The sequence below is a fragment of the Streptomyces sp. NPDC058274 genome (assembly GCF_042881375.1).
Taxonomy (GTDB): Bacteria; Actinomycetota; Actinomycetes; order Streptomycetales; family Streptomycetaceae; genus Streptomyces.
Genome location: NZ_JBHVXW010000017.1, coordinates 1 through 17,634, shown reverse-complemented (window position 1 = coordinate 17,634; position 17,634 = coordinate 1). Strand labels below are relative to the sequence as shown.

Annotated in this window: 10 protein-coding genes and 1 pseudogene; 3 read left to right on the top strand and 8 right to left on the bottom strand. The window is 70.8% G+C overall.

The features are described from left to right. Window positions 1–2: 2 nt before the first annotated feature. The 3 genes and pseudogenes from ACFVYF_RS27760 to ACFVYF_RS27750 form a co-directional block, all read right to left on the bottom strand. A complete protein-coding gene (locus ACFVYF_RS27760; RefSeq protein ID WP_389459659.1) occupies window positions 3–1,679 on the bottom strand; it encodes a succinic semialdehyde dehydrogenase in 1,677 nt (558 codons plus the stop codon). Window positions 1,680–2,259: 580 nt separating this feature from the next. Beyond that, on the bottom strand, window positions 2,260–2,529 hold the full coding sequence (locus ACFVYF_RS27755) for a hypothetical protein (RefSeq protein WP_389459657.1): 270 nt from the start codon (window positions 2,527–2,529) through the stop codon (window positions 2,260–2,262). Window positions 2,530–2,534: 5 nt separating this feature from the next. Beyond that, window positions 2,535–3,233, bottom strand: a pseudogene (locus ACFVYF_RS27750) (HYD1 signature containing ADP-ribosyltransferase family protein); the annotation flags it as partial. Between ACFVYF_RS27750 and ACFVYF_RS27745 the strand changes: the two are divergent. Together ACFVYF_RS27745 and ACFVYF_RS27740 are read left to right on the top strand one after the other, a co-directional pair. Beyond that, on the top strand, window positions 3,214–3,786 hold the full coding sequence (locus ACFVYF_RS27745) for a hypothetical protein (RefSeq protein WP_389459910.1): 573 nt from the start codon (window positions 3,214–3,216) through the stop codon (window positions 3,784–3,786). The pseudogene ACFVYF_RS27750 and the gene ACFVYF_RS27745 sit on opposite strands and share 20 nt — an antisense overlap. 325 nt (window positions 3,787–4,111) lie before the next feature. After that, entirely contained in the window at window positions 4,112–4,939 is an 828-nt protein-coding gene (locus ACFVYF_RS27740; protein WP_389459655.1) for a hypothetical protein, read from the top strand. A 56-nt stretch (window positions 4,940–4,995) separates the two neighbouring features. Here the strand turns inward: ACFVYF_RS27740 and ACFVYF_RS27735 are convergent, their stop codons facing one another. The 5 genes from ACFVYF_RS27735 to ACFVYF_RS27715 all read right to left on the bottom strand — a co-directional run bounded on the left by ACFVYF_RS27735 (window position 4,996) and on the right by ACFVYF_RS27715 (window position 16,114). Continuing rightward, complete coding sequence (locus ACFVYF_RS27735; RefSeq protein ID WP_389459653.1) at window positions 4,996–6,780, bottom strand: serine/threonine-protein kinase; 1,785 nt, start codon at window positions 6,778–6,780, stop codon at window positions 4,996–4,998. A gap of 194 nt (window positions 6,781–6,974) precedes the next feature. Beyond that, window positions 6,975–8,630 carry a protein kinase gene (locus tag ACFVYF_RS27730; RefSeq protein ID WP_389459651.1) on the bottom strand — a complete coding sequence of 552 codons (1,656 nt, stop codon included), beginning with the start codon at window positions 8,628–8,630 and terminating at the stop codon, window positions 6,975–6,977. A gap of 131 nt (window positions 8,631–8,761) precedes the next feature. Further along, on the bottom strand, window positions 8,762–10,516 hold the full coding sequence (locus ACFVYF_RS27725) for a serine/threonine-protein kinase (protein ID WP_389459895.1): 1,755 nt from the start codon (window positions 10,514–10,516) through the stop codon (window positions 8,762–8,764). Between the two features lie 199 nt (window positions 10,517–10,715). Further along, window positions 10,716–13,391, bottom strand: a complete 2,676-nt coding sequence (locus tag ACFVYF_RS27720) for a protein kinase (RefSeq protein ID WP_389459649.1) — start codon at window positions 13,389–13,391, stop codon at window positions 10,716–10,718. 284 nt (window positions 13,392–13,675) lie between these two features. Further along, window positions 13,676–16,114 carry a serine/threonine-protein kinase gene (locus ACFVYF_RS27715; protein ID WP_389459893.1) on the bottom strand — a complete coding sequence of 813 codons (2,439 nt, stop codon included), beginning with the start codon at window positions 16,112–16,114 and terminating at the stop codon, window positions 13,676–13,678. Window positions 16,115–16,296: 182 nt separating this feature from the next. Here ACFVYF_RS27715 and ACFVYF_RS27710 point away from each other — a divergent pair, with 182 nt between their 5' ends. Next, complete coding sequence (locus ACFVYF_RS27710; protein ID WP_389459647.1) at window positions 16,297–17,457, top strand: serine hydrolase domain-containing protein; 1,161 nt, start codon at window positions 16,297–16,299, stop codon at window positions 17,455–17,457. Window positions 17,458–17,634: the final 177 nt, after the last annotated feature.

Here is a 17,634-nt window from a genome sequence, read left to right as displayed (position 1 = left end):
GTTCAACGAAGTCGCAGTGCCTTCATGGCCCGCAGGCTCCGGCTCATGAACGCCGCGTACTTCTCGTCGTCCATGCCGAGGGACGGCGCCATGGGCAGCAGCCGCTGGTGGGCGACGGTCTGAGCCTCGGTGTACTTGAGGATGCCCTCGGAGCCGTGCCGGCGGCCGAGGCCGGAGTCCTTCATGCCGCCCATCGGCGACTGGACGCTGCCGTACGCGGGCGCGTACCCCTCGTTGACGTTGACGGTGCCGCTGCGCAGCCGGGCCGCGACGGCACGACCGCGCCGCCCGTCCTTCGTCCAGACCGACGCGTTCAGGCCGTACGGCGTGGAGTTGGCGCGCTCGACCGCCTCGTCCTCGTCCGTGAAGCGGTAGATCGAGACGACCGGTCCGAAGGTCTCCTCGGTGCAGACCGCCATCGGCGCCTCGACGCCGTCGAGGATGGTCGGCTCGAAGAAGTACGGGCCGATGTCCGGGCGGGCCACACCACCGGCGACGACCCGGGCCCCCTTGGCGACCGCCTCCTCCACGTGCCGGGTCACGGTCTCCAGCTGGCGTGCGCCGGCCAGGGAGCCCATCTCGGCGCCGTAGGCGAGGGAGGTGCCGAGCCGCATCGCCTTCGTACGGGCGGCGAACCGCTCCAGGAAGGCGTCGGCGACCGACTCGTGGACGTACAACCGCTCGATGGAGATGCAGAGTTGGCCGGCCGAGGAGAAGCAGGCACGGACGGCGCCGGCGGCGGCCTTGTCGATGTCGGCGTCCTCGAGCACCAGCATGGCGTTCTTGCCGCCGAGTTCGAGGGAGACGCCGATGAGACGGGCGGCGGCGCCCTGTGCGACCTCCCGGCCGGTCCGCGTCGAGCCGGTGAAGGAGACGTAGTCGGCGTGCTTGACGACCTCGGGCCCGACGACGGGGCCGTCCCCGATTACGACCTGGAACACCTCGGCGGGCAGCCCGGCCTCGATGAGCAGATCGCGCGCCCACAGCGCCGTCAGACACGTCTCCGTGTCGGGCTTCATCACGACGGCGTTGCCCGTGACGAAGGCGGGCAGTGCGTCGCCGACGGACAGTTCCAGGGGGTAGTTCCAGGGCGCGATCTGGCCGACGACACCGCGCGGGTGGCGCAGTTCGGTGACCTTGGTGAGCGTCGGGATGGCGCCGGTGTGCCGCTTGGGCCGCAGATACGCGGGGGCCTTGCGGCCGTAGTGCCGGGCCGCGACGGCGACGGCCTGCACCTCCTCGTGGGCGTGCAGCCGGGCCTTGCCGGTCTCCAGCTGGATCAGGTCGAGGACCTCGGCCTGCCGGGCGAGCACCAGGTCGTGGAAGCGCAGCAGGACGGCGGCGCGCTGCCGTACGGGGGTGGCGGCCCAGACGGCCTGCGCCGCCCGGGCCCGCTCGAACGCCTCGCGTACGTCGTCGGGGGTGGACTCGGGCAGGTCCGCCAGCTTCTCGCCGGTCAGCGGCGAGTGGTTGGCGGTACGGCCGGAACCGACCACTCCCCTGGTGAGCTGGGCAACCAGCTCGGGCGTGACCACGTCGGCGGCGGTCCGGGCGCCTTGCGGGGCGGGCGCGAGGGGATTGGTGCCGAGGGGGCCGGGGGCGGTGTCCGTACCACCCTTGCCGCCCTTGCCGTCGGTTCCGTCGGTGCCGGTCTTCTCCGGGGCCTGCGAGTCCGTCATGAGCGGCAGGGTATGCCCGCCCGCGCTCTTTGGGTACCCGTCGGTAATCGGCTTTCACCGACCACTCACACACCGCCAGTGATCGCTGGCAACGAATGGCCTGATCAGGGGGTTGTGGGTTGGGTGATCATGGGTGGATGCAAGGGCGATCGGGGGTCGGCGGCTTCTGGTCGGCACGGTCGCAGTCGGCGGGCCGGGGCAGCGGTTACGTGCGGTCCTCCCACGGATCGATCCCTAACGCGGTGCCCCTCTTGGCATGAACGAGCCGGAGAGGTACGGCACGTCCGCACATGTCTATCCTGTCGAGCCAGTCCTCCTTGATACGGAAGTCAGCTTGGCAATGCGTGAGAAATCTGCGCCATCGGTCGGCGCCCTTCGGCTCTCGTAGTGCAGATCCGACTACGACGCGACGCCCCCGGATCAGTTCGCACAGGTAGTCCTCCCAGGTGGAGTCCTCCGCGGTGCCCTATTGCTCAGTAGCCCCACCAGGGCTCGGTGGGGCTACTGAGCGGCGACCACTCACCGTGAGGGAGCGGCCTCTGAGGCGTTTATCGAATTGCGGGGATAAGGTGGCAGTAATTCACTTTCTACGCCCGTAACCCTCGACCTGTTCGGCGATCTCTTCCAGCTTATCCGCTCCGATGTATCGCTCCAGAGAGTCGCCCACAAATTCGCGAGCCCGAGCCATCCGCGCGGGGAGATTATGTTCCACCACGTACTCGACGAGAATGCGAGGATCTTCGCCCGCCCCGATGCGCGACAACACTCTATCCAGAGAGATCACATAGTCTTCCAAGTCACGAAATACCTCGACGAGCCCTTCCAGTTCCACAGGAATACTTCGCGCCACACCCGTCACCTCTTGACTCGAATATTCTTGACCGCCAGATCGCCGTCCGCGACCCACTCCGTGATTCCCATCGTTGAATTATATCGCGATCGAACCCGACCAGCGGGGACATCGAATTCGAGCACATGATTCCCCCTGCCTCGACCGATCCCCAGCGTGGACTCAGCGTCACGAGGGCTCATCGGCTTACCCTTCGCAGGCACGAGAAACACCTTGTTCTGGTCGCTCGCCCTGATGACCCCACTCTGGACGATTCCCGCCTTACCTCGCGAGTTCGTGTAGTGCCGCATCCTGATCATCTCTTCAGCGGCATCATCACCACCCGGAGGGCAATTGTGGACCAGAACGGGCGCTATCCCCGCCAGCACGTAATACGTGTGAAGGTTACTGATCGTCAGATTGTGGACCGTAGCAGTTAGTGCCGTTGACCGCTGGATCTTCACGATCTGCAAGTGAACACCCCTGCTGGTCTGCAGCCATTCACCCGCCTTCAGGCCAGTTGCTCTGATCCACTCACCAAGTTCCGGGACCCAGAAGGGGTGACCTTCAGTCGCTGTGACCGTAGAGATCTTGTTGCCCTTCTTGCCGTCGACGTCAATCGTGACCTTGACGAGGTGCTTGAGGCCTGTGCCCTTGATCTCGGCGGTGACGGTCTCGGTCTTGGTCTCGCCGGTTTCCGGGTCGGTGGCCAAGACCTTGTCGCCGCGGCAGGGCGGCAGCGAGATACGCGTTCCGCTGGAGAGTCCAGCGACACAGAAGGCTCCCTGGACGGCCGGCCTCCGCCGCGGCGACCTCACCTTGGCCGAGGAACGTTGGGACCTCTACGTGGAGCGCGGGGAGGACGGTGAACGGCGCCGCCTCAAGGCCACGCTCGTCGAACAGCGCGGCCTGCTGAACGCCGCCCTCCCGTCGGCCGGTCCGGTCACCTGGTGGATTCCGTACCCCACCAAGGACGGTTTCCTGGCGCTGCGGACCTTCCATCGCTCCGCGCACGCGGAGGTGGAGGTCATCCGCACAGGCGACGGATTTTTGCGTCTTGAGGGGCTGCTTCACGGAGTCGAGCTCCACGAGGACGCCGTGTTGCTCGGCCTCTCCCGGACGACGGGCGAGCCCGACGTCGAAACCCCCCTGGCCACTGCCGCCGACCGCCGCTTCGAGGCCACCCTGACAGGCGTGCCCGCACCCATCCGCACGGATGAGACGGTGTGGGATCTCCTCGCCATCGGTGGCGCGCGACCGGCGCCTGCGGCTCAATGAGCCTGCTCCGAGCAGCCATTGCCCTCAGGTCCCAGGCCCGCGCTCCTTGGGTACCCGTCCGTAATCGGCTTTCACCGACCACTCACACACCGCCAGTGATCGCTGGCAACGAATGGCCTGATCAGGGGGTTGTGGGTTGGGTGGTCACGGGGTGGTCAACGTGAGGGTCGAGGGTCGGTCGCTTTTGGACGTCGCCGGAATCCTCGTGCTCCCCAACGCGCCGCAGGACGCACCGGACTTGGGAATTTGACGTCTCTTTGACCTTGGCCGCATAGTCCATTCACCTTTTGATCACAGCTCAGGAAGCAGAAGGAACATCCTCGACATGAAGAGATCTACGCTGTCGCGCGCCGGCATAGCAGTGGTCGCGTCCGCTTTCTCGCTCGCGCTGGCCACCGGCTGCTCCGACAGCGGGTCCGGCTCCGGAGACGGCGACAAGGCCGCGGGCTCCGACAAGCCGACGACCGCCGCGAAGGCGCTCACCGAAGCCGAGTTGAAGAAGCGGATCATCGCCACCGGCGATGTGGACGGCTACAAGATCGGGGCGGCGGACGAGGCCGAGCCGTTCGCGTCCTCCAAGGACGACGTGAAGGTCGTGGACCAGAAATGCGCGCCGGTCGCGTACGTCGTCACCGGCTTCGCACCCGGGGACTCGTCCGCCTACGTCAACCGCCTGGCCACGGAACAGGTCGCCTCGCCCAGCGCGTCCTCCACGAAGAGTCTGGAGGATATGACGGACGACGAGTTCGAGGACGCGATGAACTCGATCCACGACTCCCTCGGCACCACGGCGACGTTCGTCTCGCTCTCCTCGTACGAGGGTGAGGGCGCGCAGAAGACCATGACGTCGGTCGCGGAGGCGATCAAGGGCTGCTCGAGCGGGTTCAAGGCCACGGCGCACGGCGACACCCAGAAGTTCTCCAAGGTCGAGGCCGAGAAGGCCTCGGGCACCGGCGACGAGTCACTGGCGTTCGCCGTGACCGGAGTCGCGGACGGCGGCAAGTACCTGGTACACGGCGAGGTCGTGCGCCACGGCGACAGCATCGCCACGTACTACACGATGAGCTTGGCGGCCTTCGCCGACGACGCCAAGGCCTCCGACTACGACGTCCCGGCCGACCTGGTCAAGGCTCAGGCGGCCAAGCTCGCCTGAGCCACCCGGCCCAGAACCCGCGCCCCTTACGGCCGGCCCGTCTACAGCTTGTCGATCTACAGCTTGTCGATCTCCAGATTCGCGATCGCCGTCCTCGCGACCTCGCGGCCCCGGTCGGTGAAGTCGCCCTTGCCCGGGTAGCTGACCGTGAGCTTGTACATGTCGCCGGTGGCGGAGGACTTGTAGTAGAAGATCTTCAGCTCGCGGGGGCGCGGGTCCTGGCTGTCGGTGGTCATGTAGACCACCGTGTTCTCCGCCGACTTCTTGCCGTGGTACGTGGTCGACCGCGGGGACGTCTTCGGGCTCTCCGGCATGTCCAGCTCGTATGCCCCGTTGGTCTTGAACTCTCCGTCGTCGGCGTACATCTCGGCCGCGGAGGACCCCTTGATCTCGTTGCTGCTGTCCTCGGACTTCTTCGCCAGCTTCAGGCCGATCCGGATGCTGCCGCTCCAGTCGCTGTACGTCACCCAGTTCTGGTCCGAGTCGTCCTTCTCCGGACGCACCGGCTGGTAGCCCGCCGGTACGGCCAGGGACGCGCCGAGCGCCTTCTCCTCCCGCTGCTTCCAGCCGTCCGGCAGCGGGCCGGCGAACGGGTTCGCGACCACCAGATACGCGGCCACCGCCACCGCGAGGACCGCCGCGCCCACGCCGGCCCACGCCTTGCGGCCGAGTCTGATGCCCTTGCCGCCCGGGACGGTGATCTGGACGACCTGGGTCTCCTGCGGGGGCTTCGCGGCCTCCTCGAGAAGCCGGCGGACCTGGGCGGCGACGGGGCGACGGGCCGGGTCCTTGTTCAGCAGTCCGTTGATCGCCTCGGCGAGCGGCCCCTTGGCCGCGGCGGGGGCCGCGGGCGTGGCGTTGAGGACGGACTGAAGGGTCGCGGGGGTGTTGCTGCGACGGAACGGGGAGACGCCCTCGCTGGCCGCGTACAGGACCACGCCCAGCGACCAGAGGTCGCAGGACGGGCCTGGGCGCTGGCCCAACACCCTTTCCGGAGCGATGTATTCGGGTGAGCCGACGAAGCCGCCCGTGTCCGTCAGATTGGTCTCGCCCTCGATCTGGGCGATGCCGAAGTCGGTGAGGACCACGCGGTCGTGGCGGCCGAGCAGCACGTTGTCGGGCTTGACGTCACGGTGCAGGATTCCCGCCGCGTGGGCGGCCTCCAGGGCGCCGAGCACCTCCAGGCCGACGCGGGCCGCCTCGCGCACCCCGAGGGTGCCCTCCTGGAGCGCGTCGCCCAGTGAGCGGCCCCGCACCAGCTCCATGACGATCCACGGCTGCCCGTCGACGATCGCGACGTCGTGGACGTTGACGACGGCCGGGTGGTCGAGCCTGGCCGCGGCCCGCGCCTCGCGCCGCATCCGCTCGAAGGCGTTGGCGCGTTCGCGCTCGGAAAGATGGTCCGGTACGCGGGGCTCCTTGACGGCGACCTCGCGGTCCACCGTCTCGTCCTTGGCCCGCCACACCGTGCCCATGCCGCCGTGGCCGAGCTTGGCGAGCAGTCGGTAGCGGCCGCCGATCAGACGGCCGGCGCCCGGGTCGTGCGACGGCTGGGCGTGCTCCTCGGGCCGCGACTGTTCCGGTCCCCGCTGGGGCTGATGCTGGGGCTGAGGCTGGGGCTGGGGCTGGGGCTGGGGCTGCTGAGCCTCGTGCTGCGGCACGAACTGGGTCGGGGCCGCGTACGGGTTTCCGGGATAAGGCACCCCGGGCTGCTGTCCGGGAGGACCGGACTGCTGCCCGGGACCGCCGGCCTGCTGCGCGGGCACGCCAGGCCGTGGCGGTTGCAGATCGAAACTCGTTGGCTCGTCGGATCCGTAAGGGGCTCCCCCGTTGCTGCTCATGGCCTCATGCATATCGCGGCGGGCCGCGCGGGATCCACCCCGGTCGCTTTCCGGTCACAGACCCGTGACGCGGGTTATCCCTTATCTACCGTTTACTACGGTACGACCATCTCCTGTTCACTACGGCACGAACGGGTCCCGTTACCACGGCACGAACGGGTCCCGTTCACTACGGCACGAACGTGTCCCGTTCACTACGGCACGAACGTGTCCACCGCGACGTCGAAGTACTCCTTCGACTCGGTGACCTTGCCGACCGGCGCCGACACCCACACGTCGTACATCCGCCCGTCCTGCTCCCAGCACAGGTCGTACGTGTGCCGCGCCCCCTCCGCCTTGGTGAAGCCGCCCCAGCTGAACTCCCAGAGCGCGGCCGGGTACCCGTTGTGCGTGGTCGCGGTGACGCGGCCGTCGTGGTATCCCGGGTTCGTGGACGGCCCCTTGGCGGCCGCCCGGCGCATCACGGCGGTCGGTCCGTCCGGTTCGGGATCGGTGGTCTTGATGCCGAGCCGGAAGGTCTCGCCCGCCGAGAGATAGAAGGTCCGCTCACCCTGCGCCTCGCGCGTGAAGCCCTCCGGCACCGCGAGCGAGAACCCGGCGGGGTCCTGCGCGAGGCGGTACCCCGAGGGGGCCTTGCGGGAGGCGGGCGCCACGACACCCGAACTCGTGACCGTGACCGTGGGCGTGGGGGCGGACGTCGTCGGTGTCGGGGCGCTCTTCGTCGGACGGGGCGGGGCGGGCGCGCTGTGCGGCGCCGAACTCGTGGGCGTATCACCGCCGTCACCGCCCTTGTTCATCAGCAGCGCCGCGGCGGACACGCCCGCCCCGGCCATGGCGGCGACCAGCGCGGCGGCGATCAGCACGCCTCGCGCGGAGTGCGCGGACTGCTTCGAGGGCGGCCGGTCGGCCGGGGCGGAGGCGGTCGTGGGAGCCGTGGGGGCGGGGGACGCCGGAACCGGCTTGCGCCGTGCCACATCGCGCTGCGTCGGCGTGTACCCGGACGACGCCCGTGGCGTGCGACCCGTATCCAGGAACGCGCGCAGCAACCGCTCCGCCTCCGTCGCGTCCAGCCGGAGGTCCGGATCGCGCTCCAGCAGCCCGCGTACGACCGGCAGGAGCGGCTCGGCCTGGGCCGGCGGCCGGATCTCGTCGACGACGACCGCGTGCAGGATGCCGCCCAACGAGTCGCGGCGGAACGGTGACGCACCGCTCAGCGCCGTGCACAGCAGCGCGCCGAGCGACCACAGGTCGGCCTCCGGGCCCGTCCTGGCCCCGGACATCCGCTCGGGCGCGGTGTACTCGGGCGAGCCGACGAAGGCCCCGCTCTCGGTGAGCGTCGTCGCGCCCGCGACCTGGGCGATCCCGAAGTCGGTGAGGACGACGCGGTCGGTGCCGGCCTCCATCAGGACGTTCGCGGGCTTGAGGTCCCGGTGCAGGACACCCGCCTCGTGCGCGCTGCGCAGCGCGCCGAGGAGATCGATGCCGATGCGAGCCGCCTCGGGGGCGTCGACGGGGCCGTCTCGGGAGATCCGGTCGGCGAGCGAACCGCCGACGATCAACTCCATGACGATGTACGGGCGTTCGTCGTCCACGACCACGTCGTGCACGACGATGATGTGCGCGTGCCGGAGCTGGGCGACCGCGCGGGCCTCGCGCAGCGTGCGGTCCCGCTGCATCATGGCCTCGCCGGCCGAGAGCGAGTCGTCGAGCACCAGCTCCTTGACCGCCACCTGACGGCCGAGGAGTTGGTCGGTGGCACGCCAGACGACGCCCATTCCGCCCCGGCCGATCCTGGCCTCCAGCCGGTAACGGCCCGCTATGACGCGGACGTTCTCCCCCTCGGTCCCCATGCGCCCCATCATGCCGCACCGGATGAGCGCCTTCCGGGGGCGGCGGTACGAGGTGGCCGACATGTGACACGGGGGGGCGGTGCCGACTGGCGTTCAGGCAGTGCAGGGCGCCGGATCCTGCCGCTGCCGTACTACTCCGCCTCCGACCGCCACCCTCGCAGCACCGCGTCGAACTGCTCGCGCGCGGTGTCCCAGTCGGCCACCGGCGACGACATGTAGATCGCGTACTCGACACCGTCGCGGCCGAGATACGTCTGCTCGATGGCTCGGCGCGGTCCGGGAAAGGCCGTGTCCTTGCCCGCGGTCCACGTGAAGTCCCACAGGGATCCCGGGCGGTCGCGGTAGGTGTTGGACTGGAGGCTCACCCGTTTGTAGTTCTGCAGCTTCTTCAACTGCTGTTCCAGGTCCAGCTGGTGGACGTAGGAGTTGTCGAAGTCCGGCGAGTCGTCCACGGCTATGCGCACGAAGTGCTTGCCGCCGTCGGGTGTGTAGTCGATCTGGGTGCCGTTGGCCTGCCGCTTCCAGCCCTTGGGCAGGGCGAGGCTGAAGCCCTCGACGTCGTTGATCCGCACCCAGTCGCCGGGGACGGCTCCGGCCTGCTGCTGTCCCGCACTGGAGCCGGAGGTCGAGGTACCGGATCCCTGTCCCGCACCGTCCGCGTAGTGCAGGGCCAGTGCACCGCCGCCGCCGGCGAGTGCGGCCAGCACCGCCACGGCGGCGAGAGTACGGCCGAGTCGCCGCTTCCTCGGCGCACCGGAAGCGCCGCCAGGAGCTCCGGTGGAGTCGCTGTACGCGGGGAAGGGCCCCGGCAGCGTCCCCCCGGGAGTGTCGAGGCCCGGCGCCTGGTGTCCCGGCACATGGGTCGTCGCCCCAAGAGCGCCACGGGCTTCCGCTGCGGACCCGACGGAGTGGCCGGACCCCGTGTGGCCGGAGCCCGTGTGGCCGGCTCCCGTGTGGCCCGCCCCTGTGTGGCTGGCCCCGCCGTACCCTGCCCCCGCTCCCTTATGGCCCGGAGCCACACGTCCCGTATCCACATGTTGCGTGGGCACATACGCCTGGGCCGCGCGCGGCCGGCGCCCTTCCGCGGCCTCGGCGAGCATCTGCTCGGTCTCCTCCGGGCTGGGCCGGGTGGCGGGATCCTTGCGCAGCAGAGCCCTGATCACGGGTTCCAGAGCACCGGCGTTGCGCGGCGCGGTGGGCTCCTCGTCGACCACCGCCTGCATCGTGGTCAGCGGCGAGGTGCGCCGGAACGGCGACCGCCCCTCCACCGCCGTGTACAGCGTGGCCCCGAGCGCCCAGAGGTCGGAGGAGGGGCCGGGGTCGTGGCCCCGCACCCGCTCGGGCGCGAGATAGTCGACCGAGCCGACGATCTCGCCGGTGCGCGTGATCGTCGTATCGCCCTCGACCTGCGCGATCCCGAAGTCCGTGAGCAGGACCCGGCGGTCGGCGGCCAGCAGGACGTTGCCCGGCTTCACATCGCGGTGCAGCACCCCGGCGGCGTGCGCGGCCCGCAGCCCGCGCAGCACCCACAGCCCGATGCGCGCCACCTCGGCGGGCTCGATCTGTCCTTGTTCCTTGACCTCGTCGGCCAGCGAGTTGCCCTCGACGAGCTCCATCACGATCCACGGACGGTTGTCGTGTTCGAGGACGTCGTGCACGGTGACGACGGCCGAGTGGTTGATCCGGGCGGCGGCCCGTGCCTCGGCGTGGGTCCGGGCGAGCAGGACCGCGCGGTCACTGTCCGTGACGTACAGCGCGGCGGTCAACTCCTTGACGGCGACGGCCCGGTGCAGCACCTCGTCGTGCGCACGCCACACCCGCCCCATGCCCCCGCTGCCGATGGAGTCGACAAGGCGGTAGCGGCCCGCGAGGAGCAGGCCCTGCATCTGATTCACGTTTCCCCGCAATGGTCTTGACGAGGTCAGACTAAGGACCCGGCCCTTCCTCAGGGAACCGGCGCGGTCGTACGGAGACCGCACTGTGACGGTTATCCCTTCCGCGTACAGACGGGAACCGCTGGGACAACTACACGTCACAGCACGGCAAAAGGTGCGAACACGAGTACGGAACGGCGCGGCAGAACGCTCAGCCGGTGACCTGATAGGTCGCCGACGCCTGCTCGTACAGCCGTGTCACCTCGTCACGCTCGGCCTCCGGGCCGCGTAGCTGCACCACGTGGTAACGCCCGCCGACGACGACCACGAGATTGCGCACGAACAGCTCACGCCCCTGGCCGTCCGTCCAGGTGAACTGCCCCTCGACCATGGTGCGGCCGCCCACGTCGATCGTCCGCATCCCGCTGGACGTGGCCCAGGTCGAGTCGCGGAACGGCTGCAACTCCGGCTCCTTTTCCCGCTGATACGCCATCGGATCGCTGCCGTACGCGCTCGTGCTGTCCCGCCCCGGTACGACGATGAGGTCGAAGTCGCCATGGGAGTACACCACCTGACCGCGCCCGTTCTTGGGGGCGCGGTCCCAGCCGCGCGCGACGGCGACACGGAAGCCCGCCGAATCCTTGCGCAGGGTGAAGCCCTGGGCGACATCCGGGTCGTCGGCCGGCTTCGAATGCGTCGAACCGGAGGAGCCGGAAGGGCTCTTGTTCCCGCCCGGGGAGGTCTGGTCGGGACGCGGCTCACTGCTCGCCTTGCCGTCCGCGCTGGTGGCGGGCGCGGGGCTGACATCCCCGGCGGCCCCGGTCCGCTCCCCGCCCGTACGGTCACCCGGCGCGGACTTCGGCATGAAGTACATCGCGTAGGCGATCGCGGCGGCCAGCAGAAGCAGCACCAGCAGGACGAGATTCCGCCCGAGCTGCCGGGGCTTGGGTGCCCGGCCCTGTTTGGCGCGCTTGTGGCGGGCGTGCGGGCTGGTCGCCGGCAGCCCGGCGCGACGCCTGCGGACGAGCTCGCCCCGACGCCGTACGATCGGCAGCCGCCTGGGGTCGACGGGCGGCGCCGCTATGACGTGCGCACCCGCCTCGGGCTCCGGAGCCGACCGGACAAGCGAGCGCAGCCAGCCGCGCAGCTCCTCGAAGTCGAGCCGCTCGGTGGGGTCCTGACGCAGCAACGACTCCACCACCGGCCGCAGCGCGCCGCACTCCTCGGCGAACGCGGGCGGCTCCGCGCACACCAGCTGCACCAGCTCGGCGGTGTTCTCCTCCGGGTAGGGCGCGTGCCCCTGTACGGCGCGGAAGAGCAGCGCCCCGAGCGCCCACAGGTCGGTCGCAGGACCGATCGGCGCGGCGAGCTGCCAGTTCTCGTGCACCGGGCCCGCCTGCTCGGGCGCCCAGCGCTCGGTCACCGGGCCGACCACCGCCATCCTCGCCTGCCGCGCCCGCTCGGCGGCGAGCGCGGTGGCGGGCCCGCGGCGGGGCGCGCTCCCGGCGGTCAGGTGGTCCCAGCGGGTGGCGGTGCCGGTGGGCTCCGGGGATGCCTGCGGACCGCCGGTGCGCGGCTGCGCCTGGTGAGGAGCCTGTCGGCTCTGGGGCGGCACACCCGTGGCGGTGGAAGGCGGGAGCGCGGTACGCCCCTGCTCATGGCCGCCTCCGTGCAACGCGCTGCGGCCGTTCTGGACCTCGCCACCGACACCACCGCGCGGTACGGCTCCGTGCCAGGGGTTGCCGCGCCCCACTCCGTAGGGGTCGGCTATCCGGCCCGGGGACGGGCCACTTGAGGTCTGCTCGACACCGCGGGCGGGGTTCCGCGGTGCGTCGACGCCGTAACCGGGGGCCGTCGGGGCTTCGTCGCCTGCGGGGGTGGGACGTGGCGCGGGCAGCGCCGCCTGGGCACCCCGCTGCGCCTCGTGCACGCGCGCCGCGGCACGGGCGCCCGCCCGGTACGCGGCGATCGCCCCGGCCCGTGCCGCCCTGGCGTCGTCACCGGCTTCAGGCTCAACGCCACCGCTGCCGAGGGCCGGTACTCCACCGCGCGGGCCGTCCGCCGCACGGGCCTCGGCACCGGCAGCACGCGCCTCGATGCCCTTCTCCCGCGCCTCGATCGCCGCCCGTCGCGCGGCCTCGGGGTCCACCGCCTGCGCGCCACCGCTCCCGCCACCGGGCGCGGCGGAACCGACCGTCGCCCGGCCGGGGCCGGGACCGCCGGGCCCCGCGGGACCGTTGCCGGGCGACTCCAAGTCCCTTGGCGGCACCGGGTCGTAACCGCACAGCGCCTCCTCCGCGGCCCCGACCGCCAGACCGGTGAGCATCACACGGCCGTCGTCGCAGATGAGCACCGTGCGCGCGGTGACATTCCGGTGCACCCAGCCGTGCGCATGCAGGACCCGCAGGGCCATCAGGACGTCCGAGGCGACCTCGGCCGCCCGGTACGGCGTGAGTGGTTTGTCGGCGAGCAGCGCCGCCAGCGGCCGCGCGGCCACCAACTCGCTGACCACCCACAGTGAACCGCCCTCGGCGAACACGTCGAAGACCTGGTCGAGCCGGGGATGGTCGGGTATCGAGGCGGCGGCCTGCGCGGCCTCGATCGCGCGCCGCACGGCCGGTTCGGCGGGCCGGCTCGCGGTCCGCGTGGAGGCGCCGGAGCGGCCCCGGCCGCCGAGGGCGCCCTCGCGCGCCACGAACCCCTCGGGCAGTCCGTCCGCGTCCAGTACCTCGGCCTCGACGACCTCCGGCAACGGCACCTGCCTGACCAGGACTTCCTGCCCGCTGTACGTGTCGAAGGCCCGGGTCTCGGCGAGTTCGTACTCGTCGGACGGCGGCAGCGGCAGGCGGTAGCGGTCAGCGAGTACCCGTCCCGCGTAGTCGTCCACGACGCCTCCCCCGGCCGCCCGGTGGTCAATTCCGTTCGGGTTGCGTTCCGTTCCGGCTTCGTACGGTCCGCAACCACTCACGATACGTGCCGGAGGCAACCCGCAAAGAGGGGATGCAAGATCTCACGCCCCCGAACTCCGTCTCGCACACAGACCGCTGAACAATCCCCTGCGGTCTGTCCACCCGCACCCCGCCGGCCCTCGACACCCCGGGGTTGGCCGTCACGACGCCGACGTCAAGCCCGCGACGACAACCACGGCCAGAACCCGGAGGCGAGCCGGCCTCACGACTTCGGCTTGAACGTCTTGGTCAGTGTCTGCCAGGTGCTCTTGCGCAGATCGCTGCCCCACTTGGCGTCCTTGGCGGTGTACATCAGGCCGTATCCGAGGTCCGAGTCGACGACGAACCCACGGTCGATCGACCGGTACTTCGTCCCGCCGTCCACATAGGTGAACTCCCAGTCGGCCGTGTTCCAGCCGCGGTAGTCCACCTTCTCTATTCGCACCCGCTTGTACTGCGAGCGCGTCATGTACTTCTCCTGGTTCTTCCAGTCGGCCACCGGGTCGTTCTTGGGCGTGGACGTCCAGCCCACCAGGAGCTTCTGCCCGTCGGGACCCGCGAAGCGCACCCCGGCCGCACTCGTGGACTGGTACTTCCACCCCTTGGGCAGCCCGATCGAGAACCCCTGATCGCCCTTGTACGTCGTTACGGCGGTGTCCTCGCCCGACGCCGAACCGTCGTCGCCGGACCCGCCCGACCCACCCGACGCATCGTCGTCCGCGCTCGCGCTCGCGCTCGGCGTGCTGCCGGCTTCCGCGTCCTTGCCCGAGCCGTCCGAGCCCGACGCGGAACCGGCCTTCTCGCCGCTGTCCGTGTGCGAGCCGGAATCCTTGTCCTTGTCGGCGCTGCCCGCGGTCGCCCCGCTGGAAGCAGCCTTGGAGTCGCCGTTCTTGGTGTCCTTGGACGAGCCGTCGTCACCGCCGAGGGTGAGGGCGAGCACGGCACCGAGGACGGCGAGGACGACGACCACCGCCACGATCACCAGCGTCCGCCGCGGCACCACGTCCGTGAGCGGCGCCCGGGGCACGGGGCGCGGCCGCGCCGGGGGAACGTCGGGCCAGCCCGAAGTCCGTGGCCCAGCACCCTGGTTCGAAACCGAGGTGGCACCATCCCGGGCGCCGGCCTTGGGAGAACCGGTGCCGGTACCTGTGCCGGTTCCGGTACCTGTGCCGGTTCCGGTACCTGTGCCAGTACCGGCGCCAGTGCGGGCCACGGCAGTCGCAGCAGCCGCGGCACCCGCCGCGCCGGCCGTCTTGGCCGAACCGGACCCACCGGATGCGGTGGACGCGCCGGACCTGCCGGAGCCTCCCGCAGCGGACGAGGTGGACGCACCGGACGAGGTAGACGCACCGGCACCCGTGGCCTTACCCCGCCCAGACACACCAGCGCCCGCGGCCGTACCCAGCCCAGACACACCGGACTTGCCCGAAGCCGGAGCACCCACGCCGGCCGACGCCGACGCCGACTTACCGGCGCCGCCAGATCCCCCAGCACCGGACACACCATCGGCCCCGGAGCCACCCACCGCACCCGAAGAACCCGCCGCACCCGAAGAGTCGGCGGAGCCAGGAGCGCGCGTACCGCCCGACTTGGTTCGCGCGTTGGCCGCTGCCGCGGCCGTCGCCGCGCCCGCCGCCGTGGCGGCCTTCCGCACGGAGCGCAGCGCCCCGCGCAGTCGAACGCCCGCCTCTTCGCCCCGCTTGCCTCCGGAGCCCGCGGAACCGTCCCTGCCCGGTCCCTCGTCCGGCACCGGCGGCATCGCCACGACCTTCGTCGCGTCGGGTGCCTCCGGCCCGGTCACCGGGGATGTGGGCGCGTGAATCACCTCGTTGAGCATCGCGCGCGCACCGGTGTCGTCGAGCCGCTGGCCGGGATCCTTGGCGAGCAGGCCGTAGATCACCTTCTCCAGCGGGCCCGCGTTCTTCGGCTGCTCCACCGGTTCGGTCATCACGGCGGTGAGCGTCGCGATCGCGGAACCCTTGTCGTACGGCGGCACGCCTTCGACGGCCGCGTACAACAACCCGCCCAGCGACCAGAGGTCGGCCGCGGGTCCGGGCTTGTGACCGCGCGCCCTTTCCGGCGATATGTACGAGGGCGCGCCGACCAGCATGCCGGTCGAGGTGATGGACGGGTCGCCCTCCACCTGTGCGATACCGAAGTCGGTCAGCACGACCCGGCCGTCATCGGACATCAGCACGTTCGACGGCTTCACGTCCCGGTGCAGGATGCCCTCGCGGTGTGCCGCCCGCAGCACGTCGAGGATCGCGAGGCCCACCTCGGCGGCCCTCGTCGGCGTGAGCACCCCGTCCTCCCGGATCACCTCGGCGAGCGACTTGCCCTCGACGAGCTCCATCACGATCCAGGGCCGGTCGTCCTCGTCGACCACGTCGAAGACGGTCACCGCGCCGTTGTTCCGGATCCGGGCGATCGCCTTGGCCTCACGCAACGTCCGTGTGATCAGCCGCCGCTTCTCGTCCTCGTCGATGCTCGACGGGAACCGCAGCTCCTTGACGGCCACCGTGCGGCCGAGGGTCTCGTCCTCGGCGCGCCACACCGTGCCCATGCCGCCGCGGCCGAGTACAACTCCCAGCCGGTACCGCCCGGCGAGGAGACGTCCGCTCTTGTCCTGACGGGATGCTCCCGTCTGCTCCGCCTCCGACATGCGTCCCCTCATGCAACCCGCCCTGACAGAGCCTCCATTGTCCCTCACGCATGGACCTCCCAACGCCCAGGGTGCCCCTGGGCCCGGACGGCACCCGCCTCGACGGCCGCCCGCACCGGGGTACCGCCCGACACGCTTCCCCGGCCGTCCCACATGATGGGACCCGACAAGGAAGGACCGCGATGCCGCAGCACCGGACACGCCGGACACTCGTGGCCATTCCGTTGGCCGTCGCCCTGTTCGCCCTCGCGCCGGCCGGCTCATCCGCCCGCACGGCCACGCCGACGGACGCGGCTCTCGCGCTGCTCGTCACCCGGGGAAAGGCCCCGGCCGCGGCCCTCCTGGCCCGCGAGGAGTCGGGTACCCGCTTCGCCCATGCCGAAGCCGGCACCGGCGCCACCGCCTCCGCCCCTTCCCGCCCGCCGGCCACTTCCGCCCCGGACGACGGGAGTGCTGTCGCGTCCCGCCCCGCCACCACCCCGGGCCCCGCCACCGCCATCCGCCGCGAGGACCACTTCCGTGCCGGCAGCATCACGAAGACGTTCCTCGCGACGGTCGTCCTCCAACTGGCCGCCGAGCACCGGCTGTCCCTGTCGGACTCCGTGGACGATCACCTTCCGGGTGTGGTCCGCGGAGCGGGCAACGACGGCCGCGCGCTGACCCTGCGTGCCCTGCTCACCCACACCAGCGGTCTCTACGACTTCACCCGGGACACCGAGGGAGCCTTCCCCGTCACCCCGCTTCAGGCCGTACGCATCGCTCTCACCCACCCCCCGGCCGACCGCGGCCGCTTCGCCTACTCGAACACCAACTACGTATTGCTCGGCATGGTCGTCGAGCAGGTCACCGGCGCTTCGTACGCCACCGAGATCCGGCGCCGGATCATCTCTCCGCTCCGTCTGACGGGCACCTCCTTCCCGGGCTCCCGCATGTCGCTCCCCTCACCGCACGGCCGTGCTTACGCCACCGACGGCTCCGATGTGACCGAACTCGACCCGCGCGCGGCCGGCGCGGCGGGCGAGCTGGTCAGCACCCTCGCCGACCTGGACCGCTTCTACGCGGCCCTGCTGGGCGGTGAGCTGCTCCCGCCGGACCAACGGCGCGAGATGCTCAACACCCGTGCCGCACAGGGCGAGTACGGCATGGGCATCTACCCCGTGAAGCTGCCGTGCGGCACCACGGTGTGGGGGCACAACGGCCGCATATCCGGCAGCTACGTGCGCACCGCGGCCACCATCGACGGTCGTCGCGTCCTCACCTTCCGGGTGAACACGAGCGGGATTGCAGACCCGGGCCTCGAACCGGCCCTGCTCTCGGCCGAGTTCTGCCCCCGCACCCCGTAGAACGGCCGGTTCCCGAGCAGAGATCCCAGCACACGACACCCGTTCGAGTGATATCCGGGCACCGGCCCGATCCCGGAACTGCCGGTGGGGGCGACTGCGAAGCCGATCCGGCCTCACCTGCGCGATCGGCCGGCGCACGCTGCTGCGGGACGCGGACCTGACCGCCCGGCCGGGGAC

Bases quoted from the DNA above. Each gene is read 5' to 3' on its own strand.
- ACFVYF_RS27760 (WP_389459659.1), bottom strand. From the start codon at position 1,679: ATGACGGACTCGCAGGCCCCGGAGAAGACCGGCACCGACGGAACCGAC.
- ACFVYF_RS27740 (WP_389459655.1), top strand. From the start codon at position 4,112: ATGAAGAGATCTACGCTGTCGCGCGCCGGCATAGCAGTGGTCGCGTCC.
- ACFVYF_RS27735 (WP_389459653.1), bottom strand. From the start codon at position 6,780: ATGAGCAGCAACGGGGGAGCCCCTTACGGATCCGACGAGCCAACGAGT.
- ACFVYF_RS27730 (WP_389459651.1), bottom strand. From the start codon at position 8,630: ATGGGGACCGAGGGGGAGAACGTCCGCGTCATAGCGGGCCGTTACCGG.
- ACFVYF_RS27725 (WP_389459895.1), bottom strand. From the start codon at position 10,516: ATGCAGGGCCTGCTCCTCGCGGGCCGCTACCGCCTTGTCGACTCCATC.
- ACFVYF_RS27715 (WP_389459893.1), bottom strand. From the start codon at position 16,114: ATGTCGGAGGCGGAGCAGACGGGAGCATCCCGTCAGGACAAGAGCGGA.
- ACFVYF_RS27710 (WP_389459647.1), top strand. From the start codon at position 16,297: ATGCCGCAGCACCGGACACGCCGGACACTCGTGGCCATTCCGTTGGCC.